Consider the following 19,339-nt stretch of genomic DNA (forward strand, 5'->3'; position numbering starts at 1 on the left):
AGCGATAGAAAACCCTGTCGCCGGCCAATAGCATTTTCTGATTGAATCTGCGCACCGGCCTCTAGTAAGCTCGACCCATCCATCGGAGACAGACCATGTTCAACACCCTCTCACAGCTTCGTACCGCCAGCGCCCTGCGCTCGGTTGCGGCTGCCCGGGTGAACGACGGTTGTGCTCCGGTCAGCTTTTATTTTGGGTATTGGTTTAGCCACTGGCGCGCCTGATACCCACACGGCGCCCACTTTAAACGGGTCGCCACCAGAGAATTCTCAACCCCCGGTCGGCCTCCCGACCGGGGGTTTTGTTTTTTCAGCCCCCACACTTTTAGCGACACACCAGACATTTAGAGGATTCAGAGCATGAACTACGCCACTTATTACCGTTACGACAGTTTTACCGCCTGGCGATTTACCACCCTCCGCTCGGGACAGCCTGCCGCCTCCGATCGGTCACCCACAGGTGGCAAGCACACACACACAGCCAGTCTGGCCAATTGTCGAACACCCCAGTAGGGCCGAGCGCGCGGGCACGAACCCGCCACCAGCCCAGGAAGCCTTGAATATGAACTCGTCCGTCTCCGCACTGCCGCTGTCCACCTTGAGCCCTGCCAATGAAGCGCTGACCCTGCGTCTGCCCAGCTCATTGCAACTCAAACAGCAATTGCCCCTCGGCAACATCCTGACCCAGCAAGTCGCCACCCACCGCCAGGCGGTTCGCGCGATCCTCAACGGTGAAGACTCCCGTCTGCTGGTCATCGTAGGCCCATGCTCGATCCACGATCCGGAATCAGCCCTCGAATACGCCGGCAACCTTGCCCGCCTCGCCACCGAAGTCAGTGACGAAATGCTCCTGGTGATGCGCGCCTACGTCGAAAAACCCCGTACCACGGTTGGCTGGAAAGGGTTGGCCTACGATCCGCACCTGGATGGCAGCGATGACATGGCTGCCGGCCTGACGCTGTCCCGCGAGCTGATGCGTGAAATGCTACGCCTGGGCTTGCCCGTTGCGACTGAACTGCTGCAGCCGATGGCCGCCGGCTACTTCGACGACCTGTTGAGCTGGGTGGCGATCGGCGCCCGGACCACGGAATCGCAGATCCATCGGGAAATGGCCAGCGGCCTGGGCATGCCTGTCGGGTTCAAGAACGGGACTGACGGCGGTGTCGCTGTCGCCAGCGACGCCATGCGTTCCGCCGCCCATCCGCATCGCCATTTCGGTGTCGACAGCCAGGGACATCCGGCGATCATTCAAACCCCGGGCAATGCGGACACTCACCTGGTATTGCGCGGCGGCCATCGCGGTCCGAACTACGACAGCGCCAGCGTCGCCCGGGTGAACAGTGACTTGACCCGGCTCAGGATTCCGGCCCGGATCATGGTCGATTGCAGTCACGCCAACAGCGGCAAAGACCCGTTGCGCCAGCCAGCCGTGTTCAACGATGTACTTGAACAGCGTCTGCAAGGTGATCGTTCGCTGATCGGCATGATGATCGAGAGCCATTTGTTCGAGGGCTGTCAGCCGTTGAGTTCGTCAATGCAATACGGTGTGTCAGTGACCGATGGCTGCCTAGGTTGGGCCGGGACAGAACAACTGTTGCTTGAAGCGGCAGGTCGGCTGCGAGTGCAAGACAACGCCCGGTAACCGGCATCACCTGTCCGCCCTCCGGCCTTCATCTGAAGACTGGAGGGCAAATGGCGATCAATGCCCCATCAGGGATTGCACCTGAACCCGTGTCACCCCGGATTGCTGAGAGGTGCCATCAAGGCGTTCGACCGAACAGGAAATACGGATCGCAGAATCTCGATGCTCCCTCCAGAACCGGTAGGGAACGATGAATATCAACGGCTCGCCCGCGGTGTCTCTGGTGATTTCGCGCTCGTCACGGTGATTGAATTTCTCCCCGTCACATCTCAGGCAAACCAGCTCCCCTTTTTCAGCCCTGGGGTTTTCGATGACGACGGTCACGCCATCCTGCGCATCAAGCAGATCCACCCAACCTTCGTCGGCTTCCAGCACCATGGGTGCTGGCAGTGGTCCCCGCTCCATCTTGCCAATCATCAGTGTCGTTGCTTCAGAGTAACGAGGACCATGCCCTGCTTGCTTGACGCAATAATCGACGGAAACCGAGGAACCCAGATTGAGCGCAACGCACTCCGGACTAACCCAAAACGACAGTTCGCCCCCCACCGCAAAGGACTCGACCTTGAGTGCATCACTGAAACTTGCTTCGACCGAAACACCAGCCCAGGTCAGCAACACCCAGTCGCCCGCCGTCATGCGCGCATAGGGTTTGATTGTAACGATCGCCCCTTCCTTGACCCGATCCGGATCAAGCGTTCTACCCACCGCGTCGTTCACCGTCGCGGGTAACAGGTCTGACTGCACATCACCCACACACAGCTGCAAACGATGGGAATGCACGAGCCCGGTAAAACGACTGCTCAGGAGCGAGTAGCTGATTTCGAGTGAGCCACCGTCGAGCGCCTCGATATAAGCGCTGCTCACGGCAAAGATCATGTCCTCGCCGACCCGCTCGTCACTGACAAAACGCGTCACCTGATGATTGCAAGCGAGGCCATCGGCATCCAGACCCGCCCAATTCAATAGCAATTTGTCGCCGCAGGTCATGCCTGGGTATGGGCGGACCCTGATCACGGCTTTTCGGTCAGAGGGGTTCAGAACGCCGTTTTCCGCCTGCTCCAGTACGGGCGGTGGCAAGGGTTGCAGTACGAGATTCAAGGTGTCGGGTTCATAAACAGTCATTCATTCGCTCCATTCCTTGGAATAAACACCGAACGGGTGGCCGGCTTTGGATGACGTCTATTGAACCTCACGACTATCCGCCGTGATGTCGGCCTCTCACTCAGCCTCGCTCGGAAAGTCGATACATGTGAAGTAGGTCTTTGATCAAGAGCCACCTGATTGCCGTGAAAAATCGTCAAGCGATTCCGACTAAAGCCTCAGCAGATCTTGAGCATTCACACTTGCTCTATTCCGCTTTCCGCAAGTTCCGGCGGACTTTTCATACATCGCGCCACCCTCGAGTGTTTTAGAGTGAAGCGCAACGCAGTCCCGACGAACTTCTGTGCAAAGGTGTGAATATGCAAAGGAATGCAAGCACTCGTTATCCAATACTGCTGATCCACGGCCTTTTCGGCTTCGAAAGAATCGGCAAGTTCGAGCTGTTTCACGACATCAGGCAGGCGCTGAGGAACGCCGGAGCAAGGGTGTTCGTTCCCCACTTGTCGGCCATCCACGACAACGAAGTGCGCGGTAACCAATTGCTCATGCAGATCGAGCGGGTACTGGAAGGAACCGGTGCGCACAAAGTCAACCTCATAGGCCATAGCCAGGGTGCACTGGCCGCACGTTATGCCGCAGCGGTTGCGCCACACTGTGTGGCATCGGTGACTTCCGTCAGCGGGCCGAACCATGGCTCGGAGCTCGCCGATTTCCTACGCAAGGCATTGACACCGGGCCGTCTGCCGGACCATGTGGCCGAGACGGTGGTGACCCTCTTCGCCGACTTCCTCGCGACCTTGAGCGACAACCAGTACCAGCCGCAGAACGCCATTGCCGCCCTCAATGCCCTGACCACCGAAGGCGTAGGCGCATTCAACGACAAATACCCGCAAGGGCTGCCCGCCACCTGGGGCGGCAAGGGGCGCGAACGGGTCAACGGTGTTCGTTACTACTCGTGGAGCGGCGTACTGCAGTCAAATTTGCTCAAGGAAGGGCTCAATGCGCTCGATCCGCTCAACGCTTTCTGTCGGGTCCTTTCTGGCTATTTCGTCACGGAAGCCGGGCAGAACGACGGTTTGGTCGGTCGCTTCAGTTCTCACCTGGGCACGGTTATCCGTTCCGACTATGCACTGGGTCATCTGGACACCCTTGGCCAGCCGGCCGGCCAGTTGCGCACAGGTGTCGACCCGGTCGAACTGTATGTCCGGCATGCCGAGCGCTTGAGCGCCGCCGGCCTTTGAGCGGCTACCTGCCGTGGATCGCGAATGGAACGGAACTTTGAGGAGAAATAGCTCACTGAATCCGGTAGGCTCCGCATTTTACCGAATATTGAAAGGAGTATTTTTCCATGGCCAAAGCCACTGCCCGTCACATCCTGGTTGCCTCGGAAGCCAAGTGCAACGAACTCAAGACTCAAATCGAGGCTGGCGCCGATTTCGCCGAAGTTGCCAAGGCAAACTCCACCTGCCCTTCCAGCCGCCAGGGCGGTGATCTGGGTTCGTTCGGTCCAGGCCAGATGGTCAAGGAATTCGACACCGTGGTCTTCAGCGCGCCGCTCAACGTGGTCCAGGGCCCGGTCAAGACCCAGTTCGGTTACCACCTGCTGGAAGTGACCAGCCGTCAGGACTGATCGACGCTTGAGCTATCCACACAACGGCCCGCCTTTTGGTGGGCCGTTGTGTTTCACACGCGTAATTCGGCTGGCGAGGGACGCGCCGCTAGCGTACAAATTGTCGTTAACGACCACCCGGCTCTAAGGCTGACAATGCGACTGGCTTTCCCTACCTTGTTGTTCACGGCCGTGGCCCTGCTGTCGGGTGCCGCGGGTGTGAATGCGGCACCGCAACCGGCAATGACCGTGTACGGCGAACCGGCAAAATACCCTGCCGGTTTCAGTCATTTTGCCTACACCAATCCACTGGCCCCCAAAGGCGGCACGATGCGGCGATCGGCGATCGAAATCGGCCAGTTCGATCATGTCCTGCCTTACATCGACAAAGGCATCGGCGTCACCCAGATCGACGGTTTGCTCTATTCGCCGCTGGCCCAGCGCTCGCTGGACGAGCCGTACACCGTGTATGGCCTGGTGGCAGAGAAGATGGAGCGTTCCGAGGACGGCCTGTCGCTGCGTTTTTACCTCAACCCCAAGGCGCGTTTTGCCGATGGCAAAGCCATTACCGCCGAAGACGTGCGCTATACCTTCGACCTGCTGATGACCCAGGGCAGCCTGCGTTACCGCACCCAGTTCGCCGACGTCAAAGGCGTCGAAGTGGAATCACCGCTGACTATCCGCTTCGATTTCAAGAACAACGAAAATCGCACCCTGCCGCTGGATATCGCGACCCTGCCGGTGTTTCCCGAACACTGGTGGAAGACTCGCGATTTCGCCGGTGGCGGCGGCTATGAAGCGCCGTTGGGCAGCGGCCCCTATAAAGTCGGCAAGATCGACTCCGGGCGCAGCATCACCTTCGAGCGCAATCCCGACTGGTGGGGCAAGGACCTGCCGGTCAGCCGTGGCCTGTACAACTTCGATCATTTCAGCATCGAGTACTTCGGCGATACCGACGTGGCGCGCCAGGTCCTGCGCGGTGGCGCCTATGATTACAACCGGGAATTTTCCGCCACCGGTTATTCCATCGGCTATGACAGCCCGGCCCTGAGCGACGGTCGCCTGCAAAAGGCCCACCTCGCCACCGAGGCGCCGCAGCCGGCCCAGGGTTTTGTGTTCAATCTGCAAAAGCCCATGTTCCAGGACCGTCGCGTGCGCCAGGCGCTGGTGATGCTGTGGGACTTCGAGTGGAGCAACCGGCAGATGATGCGCGACATGTACATTCGCCAGCAGAGCTTTTTCTCCAACACCGATCTCGCCGCCCGGCAACTGCCGGATGCCGGGGAGCTGGCGATTCTCGAACCGCTACGCGGGCAAATTCCCGACGAAGTCTTCACCCAGGTGTTCGAGGCGCCGAAGACCGACGGCAGCGGCGTGATACGCGACAAGCAACTACAGGCCCTGGACTTGCTCGAACAGGCCGGCTGGAAACCCGAAGGCGACCAACTGGTCAACGCCGAGGGCGAGCCGCTGAGTTTCACCTTCCTGGTCAGCCAGAACGGCATGGACCGTCTGCTGTTGCCCTATAAACGCACGCTGAAACAGATCGGCATCGACCTCAATATCCGCCGCATCGACTCGTCCCAGTACGTCAATCGCCTGATGAGCCGCGACTACGACATGATCGTCACTGGCTACCCCGTCACCACCTCTCCGGGAGGCGAACTGCTCAATTACTTCGGTTCCGAGGCGGCCACCGACCCCGGTTCCAACAACTACATGGTGTTGAAGAACCCGGCAGTGGACACCCTGATCACCGGGCTTATCCGCGCCACCACCCAGGCTGACATGCTGCGCTACGCCCATGCCCTGGACCGGGTGCTGCAATGGAATTACTACTGGATTCCCAACTATTACCCGCCGGGCACCTCGACGGTGTGGTGGAACCGCTTCGGCATCCCGAACGTGCAAGCGAGCAATGACGAAGCCGTCGAGAGCTGGTGGGAGATGAGCACTACGCCATTGACCAACCAACAGATGACGGCCGAGCGTATCAGCCGTGGCAAACCCGGAGGGCCGCACTGATGTGGGCTTACATACTGCGGCGCCTGCTGCTGATCATTCCGACGCTGGTGATCATTCTTCTGGTCAACTTTGTCATCGTTCAGGCCGCGCCGGGCGGGCCGGTCGAGCAGGCCATCGCACACTTGCAGGGCATCGGCGGTGCCGCGGTTGGCGGCGGCTCCGGCGAATCCATCAGCGGCAAGTCCCGGGCCAGTCGCGGGCTTGATCCGCAGCTGATCAAGGACATTGAAAAACAGTACGGCTTCGATAAACCGGCACACGAACGCCTCTGGCTGATGCTCACCAGCTACGCGCGCCTGGACTTCGGCAAGAGTTTCTTCCGCGGCGCCACCGTCACCGACCTGATCCTCGAGAAAATGCCCGTGACCATTTCCCTCGGACTCTGGGCGACGCTGATCACTTACCTGGTGTCGATTCCCCTGGGTATCCGCAAGGCCGTGCACCATGGCAGCCATTTCGACATCTGGAGCAGTACCGCGATCATCATCGGCTATGCCATGCCGGCGTTCCTGTTTGCGATGTTCCTGATTGTGGTGTTTGCCGGCGGCACTTCACTGAACTGGTTCCCCGTTCGCGGGCTGGTCTCGGACAACTTCGAATCGCTGTCGACCATTGGCAAAGTGGCCGATTACTTCTGGCATCTGGTGTTGCCGGTCACCGCGCTGGTGATTGGCGGTTTCGCCACGCTGACCATCCTGACCAAGAACTCGTTCCTCAATGAAATCACCCGCCAGTACGTGGTCACTGCCCGGGCCAAGGGTTTGAGTGAACGACGGGTGCTCTATGGACACGTGTTCCGCAACGCCATGCTGCTGGTGGTGTCGGGCATTCCCCAGGCGTTCATCAGTGTGTTTTTTGCCGGCTCCCTGCTGATCGAAGTGATCTTCTCCCTCGACGGCCTGGGCCGCATGAGTTACGAAGCAGCGGTATCCCGGGACTATCCGGTGGTGTTCGGCTCGTTGTTCATCTTCACCCTGTTTGGCCTATTGATAAAACTGGTGGGCGACCTCTGCTACACCCTGGTCGACCCGCGTATCGACTTCGCCGCGAGGAACGCCTGATGCTCAAGCTTTCACCGCTGGCGCGCCGGCGCTTCGAGCGTTTCAAGAAAAACCGCCGGGGCTGGTGGTCGCTCTGGCTGTTTGTCGGCCTGTTCCTGATGACCCTGGGCGGCGAACTGATCGCCAACGACAAACCGCTGATGGTCAGCTATCAAGGCCAGTGGTACTTCCCGGTGTTCAAGCGCCACACCGAACAGGAGTTCGGCGGGCAACTGCCGTTCCAGGCCGACTACCGCAGCGACTACGTGCAGCAGCTGATCAAGAAGGATGGTGGCTGGTTGCTCTTTCCACCGATTCCATTCAGTGACGACACGCCCAACTATGACCTGAACAAACCCGCTCCCAGTCCGCCCACCAGCGTCAACTGGCTGGGCACCGACGACCAGGCGCGGGACGTTCTGGCCCGGGTGATCTTCGGTGCCCGGGTGTCAATCCTGTTTGCCTTGATGTTGACGTTTGTCAGCGCGTTGATCGGCATCGCGGCCGGTGCCCTGCAAGGCTATTACGGCGGCTGGGTGGATTTGCTCGGTCAGCGCCTGCTGGAGGTGTGGTCCGGGTTGCCGGTGCTGTACCTGCTGATCATCCTGTCGGGTTTCGTCGAGCCGAATTTCTGGTGGCTGCTGGGAATCATGGCACTGTTTTCATGGCTGGCCCTGGTGGACGTGGTGCGTGCCGAGTTCCTGCGCGGGCGCAACCTGGAATACGTCAAGGCCGCGCGCGCGCTGGGCCTGACCGACCGCAAAGTCATCGTCCGGCACATTCTGCCCAACGCCATGAACGCGACCTTGAGCTACCTGCCGTTCATTCTCACCGGGGCGATTTCCACCCTGACGGCCCTGGACTTCCTCGGCTTCGGCATGCCGGCGGGCAGCGCTTCCCTGGGTGAACTGATCGGCCAGGGCAAGCAGAACCTGCAAGCGCCGTGGCTGGGCCTGACGGCGTTCTTCACCCTGGCGCTGATTCTTTCTTTACTGGTGTTTATCGGCGAGGCGTTGCGAGACGCCTTCGATCCGAGATCTTGAGCGGACGGCTGCAATGACCAACCTGATCGAAATCCGTGACCTCAGCGTGGCCTTCAGCGGCCAGACCGTGGTGCGCAATCTGTGCCTGGACATCCGCCCCGGCGAATGCCTGGCGCTGGTGGGCGAATCGGGATCGGGCAAGTCGGTGACGGCCCACTCGATCCTGCAACTGCTGCCGCAAACCGATACCCGGACAACGGGCAGCATCCGCTATCGCGGCCAGGAACTGGTGGGTGCCGATGTCGGCAAGTTGCGACAACTGCGCGGCAATCGCATTGCGATGATTTTCCAGGAACCGATGACGTCCCTGAACCCGCTGCACAGCATCGAAAAACAGATCGGCGAAACCTTGCTGGTGCACAAAGGCCTGGCGGGCAAAGCGGCGCAAGCGCGGATCCTTGAACTGCTGCACCTGGTGGGCATCCAGAAACCCGAGGAACGCCTCAAGGCCTATCCCCATCAACTTTCCGGCGGCCAGCGCCAGCGGGTGATGATTGCCATGGCCCTGGCGTGCGAGCCGGAACTGCTGATTGCCGACGAACCGACCACCGCGCTGGATGTGACCGTGCAGCGCAAGATCCTGCTGCTGCTCAAGTCCCTGCAACAGCGGCTGGGCATGTCGCTGCTGCTGATCAGCCACGACCTGAATCTGGTGCGCAGTATCGCCCAGCGCGTGTGCGTGATGAAGGCCGGGGAAATCGTCGAGCAAGCACCGTGCGAAACCCTGTTCACCGAACCGAAGCACCCTTACAGCTGCGTATTGCTGCACGCCGAACCCGAAGGCGAAGCCTTGCCCCGGGACGAGCGCGAAAACGTACTGGAGGTGAACGATCTGCAGGTGCGGTTTCCCGTCAGTGGTGGCCTGTTCCAGCGCAAGACCTGGCTGCGTGCCGTCGATGGCATCAGCCTGAACATTCAACGCGGCAAGACCCTGGGCATTGTCGGTGAATCCGGTTCCGGCAAGTCCACACTCGGTCAGGCGATCCTGCGATTGCTCGACTCCGAAGGCAGCATCCGCTTTCAGGGCCAGGCGCTGGATGGCCTGACGCAAAAACAGCTACGGCCGTGGCGCAAGAAAATGCAGGTGGTGTTCCAGGACCCCTTCGGCAGCCTCAGCCCGCGAATGTCGGTGGCGCAGATCATCAGCGAAGGCCTGGAAGTGCACAGCCAGTTGAGCACTGAAGAGTGCAACGCCGAAGTGATCCGCGCACTGAGCGAAGTCGGCCTCGACCCGCAAAGCCGCCATCGCTATCCCCACGAATTCTCCGGTGGCCAGCGCCAGCGCATCGCCATCGCCCGGGCGCTGGTGCTCAAGCCTGCGCTGATCCTGCTCGACGAACCGACTTCGGCGCTGGACCGCACGGTGCAGAAACAGGTGGTCGCCCTGCTCCGCCAGCTCCAGGAAAAGCACGGCCTGACCTACCTGTTCATCAGCCACGACCTGGCGGTGGTCCGCGCCCTGGCCCACGACATGATCGTGATCAAGGACGGCAAGGTGGTGGAACGCGGCGCCAGCCATGAAGTGTTTGACTCACCGCAGCATCCGTACACCAAGGAGCTGTTGGCGGCGGCGTTGTTGGGGCAGGCATAATCCGTTGCATGAAGTTGGACCGAGGCGCGGCCTTCGCGAGCAGGCTCGCTCCCACAGTTGATCTGTGTCGTTCACAAATCCCCTGTGGGAGCGAGCCTGCTCGCGAAGTGGCCGGCACAGGCAAAACATAATCAGGATCAAACCCATGAACACCACCGAAAGCCTCAAGGACTACCAGCGCGTTCGCCTGCTGGCGATCCGCTCGTTGTTCGAAATCATCGAGCAATCGAGCGAGGGCACGGTGATTGTCGACCGCGACGCCAACATCGTCTGGATGAATGAGCGCTACGCCCGGCGCTTCGGCCTGCAATCGGCACAAGTTGCGATCGGCAAGCCCTGCGAAAGCGTGATCCCCGGCAGCCTGTTGCGTGAAGTGGTGCGCACCGGCCGGCCGATTCTGCTAGACATGCAAGACACCCCAAAAGAGCCCCTGGTGGTCATGCGCCTGCCGATTCACGACGATGCCGGCGTGGTCATCGGCGCCATCGGTTTCGCCCTGTTCGACGAACTGCGCAGCCTGTCGCCGATGCTCAAGCGCTACATGAGCATGCAGGAAGAACTGGCCTCCACCCGCTCGCTGCTGCGCGCGCGGCAGACCAAATACAACTTCGCCCATTTCATCGGCACCAGCGCCGCCAGCCTGGAAGTCAAACGCCGCGCCCGGCGCAGTGCGAGTACCGAATCGCCGGTACTGCTGCTCGGCGAAACCGGGACCGGCAAGGAGTTATTGGCCCAGGCCATCCACAATGCCTCGCCCCGCGCGCACAAGGCGTTTGTCAGTATCAACAGTGCGGCGATTCCCGAATCTCTGCTGGAGGCCGAATTCTTCGGCACCGCCCCCGGCGCGTTTACCGGCGCCGACCGCAAGGGGCGCGCCGGCAAATTGCAGATCGCCCAGGGCGGCACCTTGTTCCTCGACGAAATCGGCGACATGCCGCTGCCCCTGCAAAGCAAACTGCTACGAGTACTGCAGGAAAAGGAATTTGAGCCGGTGGGGTCCAATGAAGTGATCCAGAGCGATGTGCGGGTGATCGCCGCGACCTCGACCGACCTGGAAGCGGCGATCAAACGCGGCGAGTTCCGCGCCGACTTGTACTACCGGCTCAACGTGCTGCCGATCCAGGTTCCGCCCCTGCGCGACCGCCTCGATGACGTGCCGGCGCTCAGTGAAGCGATTCTCGAGGAACTGCGCAGCCAGCATGAACTGCACCACGAAGCCTTGGAATTGTTGGGGCAACACGCCTGGCCGGGGAACATCCGAGAATTGCGCAATGTGCTGGAGCGCGCGGCGCTGCTCAGTGATGACTTGCGCCTGACGGCGGCGGACATCCGCGCGGCGATTGGTACGTTCACCCGGGTTGAACGCGTGACGCCCGTGGCCCAGGAGCCCCTTGCCCATGAAACCTTCAGTGCGGCGCGGGAGCGATTCGACCGACAACTGATCGAAACGACCCTTGCGCAATGCGGGGGCAAGGTCATTGAGGCGGCGGCACGATTGGGGCTGGGGCGGTCGACGTTGTACAAGAAGATGGCAGCGCTGGGGATTGTTGAGTCTCTATAAAGAGACACAATTCTCATTTATAGGACGCACTGCGCGCGAATCGCTGGCAAGCCAGCTCCTACAGGTTTACGCAATCCCCTTTAGGAGCTGGCTGCCAGCGATGAGGCCAGTACAGCCAACACACGTCTCCAAATTGAGACAAAACCACCCAGGAAACTCACGAAAATACAAATATATTCTTATATTTCAATAGCTTAAGTATCTGGCACAAAACTCGCTATACGCATCTCCTACCAAGCTTCACCCTACAAAAATAACAACCCTGGAGACACACCATGAGTGTGATCATTGCCTTGGCAGCCCTCGCGCTGCTGATGCTGGCTGCCTACCGTGGCTATAGCGTTATCCTTTTTGCCCCGATTGCCGCCCTCGGCGCTGTCCTGCTCACCGACCCCTCTGCCGTCGCCCCCGCTTTCACCGGGGTGTTCATGGAAAAAATGGTCGGTTTCATCAAGCTGTATTTCCCGGTGTTCCTGCTCGGCGCAGTGTTCGGCAAGCTGATCGAACTGTCCGGCTTCTCGCGCTCCATCGTCGCCGCGGCGATTCGCCTGCTCGGCACCCGCCAGGCGATGCTGGTGATCGTGCTGGTCTGTGCCCTGCTCACCTATGGCGGCGTGTCGCTGTTTGTGGTGGTGTTCGCGGTCTACCCGTTTGCCGCTGAAATGTTCCGCCAGAGCAACATCCCCAAGCGCCTGATCCCGGCGACCATTGCCCTGGGCGCGTTCTCGTTCACCATGGACGCCCTGCCCGGCACGCCACAAATCCAGAACATCATTCCCAGCACTTTCTTCAACACCACTGCGTGGGCGGCGCCGTGGCTGGGCGTGATCGGCACGATCTTCGTGTTCTGTGCCGGCATGCTGTTTCTCCAGCGCCAGCGCAACAAGGCACAGCGCGCCGGTGAAGGTTATGGCTCCGACCTGCGCAACGAGCCGGAAACCGCCGCCGACCTCAAGCTGCCCAACCCGTGGCTCGCACTGTCGCCACTGTTGGCGGTAGGCATCATGAACCTGCTGTTCACCCATTGGATTCCGCAGGTGTACGGCAAGACCCACAGTCTCGCGCTGCCAGGCATGGCCGCGCCGGTGACCACGGAAATCGCCAAGCTCACGGCAATCTGGGCGGTACAGGCAGCCTTGCTGGTCGGCATCCTCATGGTGCTGGTGTTTGGCTTCCAGGCGATTCGCAGCAAACTCGCCGAAGGCAGTAAAAGTGCGGTCAGCGGGGCGCTGCTGGCGGCCATGAACACCGCTTCGGAATACGGTTTCGGCGCGGTGATCGCGTCCCTGCCGGGCTTCCTGGTGTTGGCCGACTGGCTCAAGAGCATTCCCAATCCACTGGTCAACGAAGCGATTACCGTGACCCTGCTGGCCGGCATCACCGGATCCGCCTCGGGCGGCATGAGCATTGCGCTGGCGGCCATGTCCGAGCAGTTCATCAGCGCCGCCCATGCGGCGAACATTCCGCTGGAAGTGCTGCACCGGGTCGCCGCGATGGCCAGCGGCGGCATGGACACCCTGCCGCACAACGGCGCGGTGATTACCCTGCTGGCGGTCACCGGACTGACCCACCGCGAGGCTTACAAAGACATTTTCTGTATTACGCTGATCAAGACCCTGGCGGTTTTCGTGGTGATCGGCACCTTCTACGCCACTGGCATTGTGTGAGGTATTCATGACGACTCTTTCGGGCAAGACCGCACTGGTCACCGGTTCCACCAGCGGCATCGGCCTGGGGATCGCCCTCAGCCTGGCCAGGGCCGGGGCCAACCTGATCCTCAACGGTTTTGGCGATGCGTCCAACGTTATTGCCGAGGTGGAACAGTTTGGCGGCAAGGTCGGCCATCACCCGGCCGATGTCAGCGATCCGGCACAGATTGCCGACATGATCGCCTACGCCGAGCGTGAGTTCGGCGGCGTCGATATCCTGGTCAACAATGCCGGCATTCAACACGTGGCAGCGGTGGATGAGTTCCCGGTGGAGCGCTGGGATTCGATCATCGCGATCAACCTGTCGTCGGTGTTCCACAGCACCCGTTTGAGCCTGCCGGGCATGCGCGCCAAGGGCTGGGGCCGGGTGATCAACATTGCCTCGGTGCATGGCCTGGTCGGTTCGGTGGGCAAGTCAGCCTATGTCGCCGCCAAGCACGGGGTGATCGGCTTGACCAAAGTGGTCGCGCTGGAAACCGCGACCACCCAGGTCACCTGCAACGCGATTTGCCCGGGCTGGGTGCTGACGCCGCTGGTGCAGAAACAGATCGACGACCGTGCCGCCAGCGGGGTTGATCCACAGCAGGCACAGCATGATTTACTCGCTGAAAAGCAGCCATCGCTGGAGTTCGTGACACCACCGCAATTGGGTGAACTGGTGCTGTTTTTGTGCAGCGAAGCCGGCAGCCAGGTGCGTGGCGCGGCGTGGAATGTGGATGGTGGGTGGTTGGCGCAGTGAACATCTGCTAGACCGCGTTATCGTTCATCGCGAGCAGGCTCGCTCCCACATGGAAATGTGATCCCCTGTGGGAGCGAGCCTGCTCGCGAATGGATCTCAAGACATAAGAAGAGGCAAACCATGTCCGACATCCTCTGGCAACCCGACGTCAAACGCATCGGCAAGACCCGCATGGAGGCCTTCCGGCGCTTCATCAATCAGCGGCATCACCTAAAGATTGACGACTACCCGGCCCTGCACCAATGGTCCATCGAGCAACGTCCGGATTTCTGGCAGGCCATCGTCGATTTCTTCGACATCCGCTTCCACGAACAACCCGACGCCGTGCTGCTCGAAGGCCCGCAGATGCCCAGCGCCCAGTGGTTCCCGGGCGCCACGCTGAACTTTGCCGAACACCTGCTGCAGCGCCGCGATGATGCGATCGCCGTGGTAGCCGTTGGCGAAAACGGTCAGCGTGAACATTTGACCTGGGCCGAGCTGGCCGAACAGGTCGCCGGCTTTCAAAACGGTTTGATCGCCGCCGGCGTCGGTGTGGGTGACCGGGTCGCCGCGTGCATGCCCAACACCTGGCAAACCCTGGTGGCCATGCTCGCCACCACCAGCCTTGGCGCTGTCTGGTCCTGCTCTTCACCGGACTTCGGCACCCAAGGGGTGGTTGACCGTTTCGGCCAGATCGAACCGAAAGTGCTGGTGACCTGCGCCGGCTACCGCTATGCCGGCAAAGAGATCGACCAGACCGCCAAGATCAACGAAATCCTCCAGCGCCTGCCTTCACTGCAACAGCTGATCGTCGTGCCTTATGCACGCCCACAGGCGCACATCGAACACTTCCGCACCCCGGCCAACGTGACGCTGTGGGACGATTTCTACGCACCCGGCGGCGAACCAGATTTCGTCCCGGTGCCCTTCGCCCATCCGCTTTACATCCTCTACTCCAGCGGCACCACCGGCGTGCCCAAATGCATCATCCACAGCACCGGTGGCGTACTCCTGCAACACGTCAAGGAACACGGCCTGCACTGCGATCTCGGCCCCGGCGAACGCCTGTTCTACTACACCACCTGCGGCTGGATGATGTGGAACTGGCTGGTCTCGGCCCTCGCGGTAGGTAGCGCAGTGGTGCTGTACGACGGCTCGCCGTTCCACCCCGACCCGCAACGCCTGGTCGACCTGATCGACGACGAAGGGATCAGCGTCTTCGGCACCAGCCCGAAATACCTCGCCACCCTGGAAAGCAGCGGCATCAAGCCCCGTGACAGTCATGACCTGGGCAGCCTCAAGACGTTGCTGTGCACCGGCTCGGCGCTGTCGCCGCAGAGTTACGACTTTGTTTATCGCGACTTCAAGCCTGACCTGTGCCTGGCCTCGATGTCCGGCGGCACCGACGTCGTCTCGTGCTTCGTCAACGGCAACCCTGTGTCGCCAGTGCGGCGCGGCGAAATCATGGGCAAGAGCCTGGGCATGGCCGTCGAGGTATGGAACGACGCCGGCCAGCCGGTGATCGGCGAAAAAGGCGAACTGGTCTGCACTCGGCACTTCCCGGCGATGCCCGTCGGCCTGTGGAACGATGCCGATGGCGAAAAGCTGCGCCAGTCCTATTTCAGCCTGTTCCCCGGCGTCTGGGCCCAGGGCGACTACGCCGAACAATTGCCCCATGGCGGGATGATGATCCACGGCCGCTCCGATGCCGTGCTCAATCCCGGCGGCGTGCGCATCGGCACCGCGGAAATCTACCGTCAGGTGGAAAAGATCCCGCAGGTGCTCGACAGCGTGGCCATCGGACAGCAATGGCAGGATGACGTGCGGGTCGTGCTGTTCGTACGCTTGCGCGACGGGCTGGAGCTGGACGAGGCGCTGCAGCAACAGATCCGCCAGACGATTCGCGCCAACACCACGCCGCGCCATGTGCCGGCGAAGATTGTCGCAGTCACCGACATTCCGCGGACCATCAGCGGCAAGGTGGTTGAACTGGCGGTGCGCAATGTGGTGCACGGGCAGAAGGTGAAAAACACCGATGCCCTGGCCAATCCCGAAGCGCTGGAACAGTACCGCGATCGTCCCGAACTTCAGTCTTGAACCGCCGCAAAAACCTGTGGGAGCGAGCTTGCTCGCGATAGCGGAGTGTCAGTTGACATCAATGCAAATTGACCCGACGCCATCGCGAGCAAGCTCGCTCCCACAGGTCCTGCGTCGCTTAACCGCTCAAGCGCCTGAATCAACCTGCGTCTGCCACCTGTGCAAGAATAGACGCCAGCTAAAGCGACTCAGGCGCAGGACTCCCGGATGAACGCCATACCCACCGCCAGCGATGCCCAGGCCCTGATCGCCCGGATCGACTGGGCAAGCAGCCCGCTGGGCGCTGCCAGCACCTGGCCACAGAGCCTGCGAACCGCCGTGGACATTGTCATTCACTCACCGATGCCGATGCTGCTGCTATGGGGCCCGCAACTGACACAGATCTACAACGACGGCTTCGCCCTGCTCGCCGGAAGCAAGCATCCGCACGCGTTCGGACAACCGACACACCTGATCTGGCCAGAGTTGAAAGACTTTACCGACCCGATCTACAGCGCCGTCCTGCAAGGTCAGGTACGAACCTACAGCGAGCAGCGCTTTACCCTGCAACGTGAGGGCCGGGAGTCCGACTTCTGGCTCGACCTGACCTACAGCCCGATCCGCGACGAAGGTGCCGAGGTGGCCGGGATCCTGGTCACCGCCATCGAAACCAATGAACGCCGGCGCATCGCCCTCGAACTCGAACAACGCTCGGCGGCCAGCCTCAAGGCCCAGCGTGAAACCGAGGAACGCCTGCAACTGGCCCTCGCCGCCACCGATGCGGTCGGCACCTGGGACTGGGACATCAGCGAGGACCGTTTCATCGCCGATGTGCATTTTGCCCAGCTCCACGGCGTCGACCCGGCCATGGCCAACCAGTTGCCGATCAGCGAATACCTGCACGGCGTACACCCGCAAGACCGCGCCCTGATCGCCCGCAGCATCAAGCACTGCATCACCCACGGCAGCGAATACGCCGAGGAATATCGCCTGTTGCAAACCGACGGCCAGATGCGCTGGGTGTTTGCCCGCGGTCGCTGCTACAAGGACCATCACGGCCGGCCGATCCGATTCCTCGGCGCAGCCCTGGACCTGACCGAGCGCAAACACACCGAACAGGCCCTGCGCCAGAGTCAGACCGAGCTGCAACTGATCATCAATGCCATGCCGATCCTGATCAGCTACGTCGACCGCGAAGAACGCTTTCGCCTCAACAACGCGGCGTACCTCGACTGGTACGGGCTGACGCCGCAAGAGCTTTATGGGCGAACCATTCTTGAAGTGCTCGGCGAAGAAGCCTACGCGCTACGCGCCCCGTACATCACAGAGGCGCTGTCCGGCCGACCCTGCTGTTTCAGCATCAGCACGCCACACCGCGACGGCAGCCTGCGCCAGGCCTTGATGAATTACCTGCCACGCCACGGTGCAGACGGTGCGGTCAACGGCTTCTACATCTTCGTGATCGACGAAACCGAACGCAAAAACACCGAAGAAGCCCTGCGCAACCTGAACGAAACCCTTGAGGAACGGGTGGCCGCCCGCACCCGACAACTGGCCGAGGCCAACGAGCGTCTGCAAAACGAGATGTTCGAGCGTGAGCGTGCCGAAGACGCCTTGCGTCATGCCCAGAAAATGGAAGCCGTCGGCCAGCTTACCGGCGGCATCGCCCATGACTTCAACAACATGCTCACCGGCATCATTGGCAGCCTCGACCTGATGCAGCGCTACATCGCCGAAGGCCGCGCCAGCGAGATCGGCCGGTTCACCGAGGCGGCAGTGTCCTCGGCCAACCGTGCCGCCGCCCTCACCCATCGCTTGCTGGCGTTCTCCCGGCGTCAGTCGCTCAATCGCACGCCGCTGAACCCCAACGACCTGATTCGCTCGCTCGAAGACCTGTTGAGTCGTACCAAGGGCGACCACATCGAACTCAAGCTGCAACTTGCGCAGAACATCTGGCGGGTCAACACCGATGTCAGTCAGCTGGAAAACGCCCTGCTCAACCTGGTGATCAACGCCCGGGATGCCATGCCCGGGGGCGGCGAGTTGCAGATCGAAACGGCCAACGTGTACCTCGACGGCAGCGACATCACGACCCTGGAACCGGTCAAGGCCGGCGACTACGTGATGATTGCCGTCAGCGACAACGGCACCGGCATGACGCCCTCGGTGCTGGCCAAGGCATTCGACCCGTTCTTCACCACCAAGCCCATCGGCCAGGGCACTGGCCTGGGCCTGTCGATGATCTACGGTTTTGCCCAGCAATCGGGGGGCCACGTCAGCCTGTTCAGCCTGCCCGGACGAGGCACCAGCGTGCGCTTGTACTTGCCGCGCCTGCATTCGACCGAGCCGGAAAAAGTCCTGTCACCCGTGGTCAGCGAAGCGCCGGCTGCGATTGCCGGCGAAACGGTGATGCTGGTCGAGGACGATGCGGCGGTACGCATGTTGGTACTGGACCTGCTCAAGGAACTCGGTTACCGCGCCCATGAAGCCGAAGATGCCAAAGACGCGCTGCCGGTGCTGGAGTCGGACCTGCGGGTGGACCTGTTGGTGACCGACGTGGGGTTGCCGGGCATGAACGGCCGACAACTGGCAGAAATCGCCCGCCAGCATCGTCCCGGACTGAAAGTGTTGTTCATGACCGGTTATGCGGAGATCGCGGCCGAGCGCCAGGGTTTCCTTGAAGAAGGCATGGACATGGTGACCAAACCGTTTTCCATCGACCTGCTGGCCAACAAGATTCGCACGATGATCGGCCAACCGGACTGAGTTGAGGCATAATCGCGCCCCCCGCTGCCACCCACATAGCCAGTATCGTTGCAAGGTAACCGCCCCATGAAAGCTCAAGCCCGCCATATCCTGGTGAAAACCTCGGAAGAAGCCGAGCAGCTCAAACAACGCATCTCCAAGGGTGAAGCGTTCGATGTGCTGGCCAAGAAGTATTCGACCTGCCCGTCGGGCAAGCGCGGCGGCGACCTCGGCGAAGTGCGCCCGGGGCAGATGGTTGGCGTGATCGATGCGGTGATCTTCAAGAAACCGCTGCGGGTGGTGCATGGCCCGATCAAGAGCAAGTTCGGGTATCACCTGGTACAGGTGTTTTACCGGGATTGACCACAGCGTCATTGCCAATTGATGACCTGTAGGAGCTGCCGAAGGCTGCGATCTTTTGATCTTCAACGCACACAAAAAAGCCGCAACCAAGGTTGCGGCTTTTTCATTTCTGCATGG

15 protein-coding genes are annotated in these 19,339 nt (G+C 61.1%); 14 read left to right on the forward strand and 1 reads right to left on the reverse strand.

The genetic code is table 11. The annotated features are described in order from the left end of the window. Window positions 1–95: 95 nt before the first annotated feature. Window positions 96–224 carry a hypothetical protein gene (locus tag CD175_RS31840; RefSeq protein WP_256589904.1) on the forward strand — a complete coding sequence of 43 codons (129 nt, stop codon included), beginning with the start codon at window positions 96–98 and terminating at the stop codon, window positions 222–224. A gap of 337 nt (window positions 225–561) precedes the next feature. After that, entirely contained in the window at window positions 562–1,641 is a 1,080-nt protein-coding gene (locus CD175_RS01145; RefSeq protein ID WP_104447322.1) for a 3-deoxy-7-phosphoheptulonate synthase, read from the forward strand. 57 nt (window positions 1,642–1,698) lie between these two features. Here CD175_RS01145 and CD175_RS01150 read toward each other — a convergent pair whose 3' ends face one another. Continuing rightward, window positions 1,699–2,763, reverse strand: a complete 1,065-nt coding sequence (locus CD175_RS01150; protein ID WP_104447323.1) for a hypothetical protein — start codon at window positions 2,761–2,763, stop codon at window positions 1,699–1,701. Between the two features lie 338 nt (window positions 2,764–3,101). Here CD175_RS01150 and CD175_RS01155 point away from each other — a divergent pair, with 338 nt between their 5' ends. From CD175_RS01155 to CD175_RS01215, 12 genes are all read left to right on the forward strand, one after another. Next, window positions 3,102–3,983: an esterase/lipase family protein gene (locus CD175_RS01155; protein ID WP_104447324.1), complete on the forward strand. Its 882-nt coding sequence runs from the start codon at window positions 3,102–3,104 to the stop codon at window positions 3,981–3,983. Between the two features lie 107 nt (window positions 3,984–4,090). Further along, window positions 4,091–4,372 carry a peptidylprolyl isomerase gene (locus tag CD175_RS01160; protein ID WP_104447325.1) on the forward strand — a complete coding sequence of 94 codons (282 nt, stop codon included), beginning with the start codon at window positions 4,091–4,093 and terminating at the stop codon, window positions 4,370–4,372. A 135-nt stretch (window positions 4,373–4,507) separates the two neighbouring features. Further along, window positions 4,508–6,376, forward strand: coding sequence for an extracellular solute-binding protein (locus CD175_RS01165; protein WP_104447326.1), 1,869 nt, complete (start codon window positions 4,508–4,510; stop codon window positions 6,374–6,376). Then, window positions 6,376–7,437, forward strand: coding sequence for a microcin C ABC transporter permease YejB (locus CD175_RS01170; protein WP_104447327.1), 1,062 nt, complete (start codon window positions 6,376–6,378; stop codon window positions 7,435–7,437). The genes CD175_RS01165 and CD175_RS01170 overlap by 1 nt, the downstream gene beginning before the upstream one ends. After that, window positions 7,437–8,459, forward strand: coding sequence for an ABC transporter permease (locus tag CD175_RS01175; RefSeq protein WP_104447328.1), 1,023 nt, complete (start codon window positions 7,437–7,439; stop codon window positions 8,457–8,459). The genes CD175_RS01170 and CD175_RS01175 overlap by 1 nt, the downstream gene beginning before the upstream one ends. Window positions 8,460–8,472: 13 nt before the next feature. Then, window positions 8,473–10,050 carry an ABC transporter ATP-binding protein gene (locus CD175_RS01180; RefSeq protein ID WP_104447329.1) on the forward strand — a complete coding sequence of 526 codons (1,578 nt, stop codon included), beginning with the start codon at window positions 8,473–8,475 and terminating at the stop codon, window positions 10,048–10,050. Between the two features lie 145 nt (window positions 10,051–10,195). Next, a complete protein-coding gene (locus tag CD175_RS01190; RefSeq protein ID WP_104447330.1) occupies window positions 10,196–11,611 on the forward strand; it encodes a sigma-54 interaction domain-containing protein in 1,416 nt (471 codons plus the stop codon). Between the two features lie 275 nt (window positions 11,612–11,886). Then, a complete protein-coding gene (locus tag CD175_RS01195; RefSeq protein ID WP_007974692.1) occupies window positions 11,887–13,278 on the forward strand; it encodes a GntP family permease in 1,392 nt (463 codons plus the stop codon). Between the two features lie 7 nt (window positions 13,279–13,285). Then, window positions 13,286–14,059 (forward strand): 3-hydroxybutyrate dehydrogenase, encoded by a 774-nt coding sequence (gene hbdH, locus CD175_RS01200; protein WP_104447331.1) that lies wholly within the window; start codon window positions 13,286–13,288, stop codon window positions 14,057–14,059. Window positions 14,060–14,179: 120 nt separating this feature from the next. Beyond that, a complete protein-coding gene (locus CD175_RS01205; RefSeq protein WP_104447332.1) occupies window positions 14,180–16,135 on the forward strand; it encodes an acetoacetate--CoA ligase in 1,956 nt (651 codons plus the stop codon). A gap of 207 nt (window positions 16,136–16,342) precedes the next feature. Beyond that, on the forward strand, window positions 16,343–18,880 hold the full coding sequence (locus CD175_RS01210) for a PAS domain-containing hybrid sensor histidine kinase/response regulator (RefSeq protein ID WP_104447333.1): 2,538 nt from the start codon (window positions 16,343–16,345) through the stop codon (window positions 18,878–18,880). 66 nt (window positions 18,881–18,946) lie between these two features. Beyond that, window positions 18,947–19,222: a peptidylprolyl isomerase gene (locus CD175_RS01215; protein ID WP_104447334.1), complete on the forward strand. Its 276-nt coding sequence runs from the start codon at window positions 18,947–18,949 to the stop codon at window positions 19,220–19,222. Window positions 19,223–19,339: the final 117 nt, after the last annotated feature.

Source organism: Pseudomonas laurylsulfatiphila (genome assembly GCF_002934665.1).
GTDB lineage: Bacteria > Pseudomonadota > Gammaproteobacteria > Pseudomonadales > Pseudomonadaceae > Aquipseudomonas > Aquipseudomonas laurylsulfatiphila.

What these genes read in the sequence shown, in the direction of transcription:
- CD175_RS31840 (WP_256589904.1), top strand. Translation starts at nt 96, where the DNA reads ATGTTCAACACCCTCTCACAGCTTCGTACCGCCAGCGCCCTGCGCTCG.
- CD175_RS01145 (WP_104447322.1), top strand. Translation starts at nt 562, where the DNA reads ATGAACTCGTCCGTCTCCGCACTGCCGCTGTCCACCTTGAGCCCTGCC.
- CD175_RS01150 (WP_104447323.1), bottom strand. Translation starts at nt 2,763, where the DNA reads ATGACTGTTTATGAACCCGACACCTTGAATCTCGTACTGCAACCCTTG.
- CD175_RS01155 (WP_104447324.1), top strand. Translation starts at nt 3,102, where the DNA reads ATGCAAAGGAATGCAAGCACTCGTTATCCAATACTGCTGATCCACGGC.
- CD175_RS01160 (WP_104447325.1), top strand. Translation starts at nt 4,091, where the DNA reads ATGGCCAAAGCCACTGCCCGTCACATCCTGGTTGCCTCGGAAGCCAAG.
- CD175_RS01165 (WP_104447326.1), top strand. Translation starts at nt 4,508, where the DNA reads ATGCGACTGGCTTTCCCTACCTTGTTGTTCACGGCCGTGGCCCTGCTG.
- CD175_RS01170 (WP_104447327.1), top strand. Translation starts at nt 6,376, where the DNA reads ATGTGGGCTTACATACTGCGGCGCCTGCTGCTGATCATTCCGACGCTG.
- CD175_RS01175 (WP_104447328.1), top strand. Translation starts at nt 7,437, where the DNA reads ATGCTCAAGCTTTCACCGCTGGCGCGCCGGCGCTTCGAGCGTTTCAAG.
- CD175_RS01180 (WP_104447329.1), top strand. Translation starts at nt 8,473, where the DNA reads ATGACCAACCTGATCGAAATCCGTGACCTCAGCGTGGCCTTCAGCGGC.
- CD175_RS01190 (WP_104447330.1), top strand. Translation starts at nt 10,196, where the DNA reads ATGAACACCACCGAAAGCCTCAAGGACTACCAGCGCGTTCGCCTGCTG.
- CD175_RS01195 (WP_007974692.1), top strand. Translation starts at nt 11,887, where the DNA reads ATGAGTGTGATCATTGCCTTGGCAGCCCTCGCGCTGCTGATGCTGGCT.
- hbdH (WP_104447331.1), top strand. Translation starts at nt 13,286, where the DNA reads ATGACGACTCTTTCGGGCAAGACCGCACTGGTCACCGGTTCCACCAGC.
- CD175_RS01205 (WP_104447332.1), top strand. Translation starts at nt 14,180, where the DNA reads ATGTCCGACATCCTCTGGCAACCCGACGTCAAACGCATCGGCAAGACC.
- CD175_RS01210 (WP_104447333.1), top strand. Translation starts at nt 16,343, where the DNA reads ATGAACGCCATACCCACCGCCAGCGATGCCCAGGCCCTGATCGCCCGG.
- CD175_RS01215 (WP_104447334.1), top strand. Translation starts at nt 18,947, where the DNA reads ATGAAAGCTCAAGCCCGCCATATCCTGGTGAAAACCTCGGAAGAAGCC.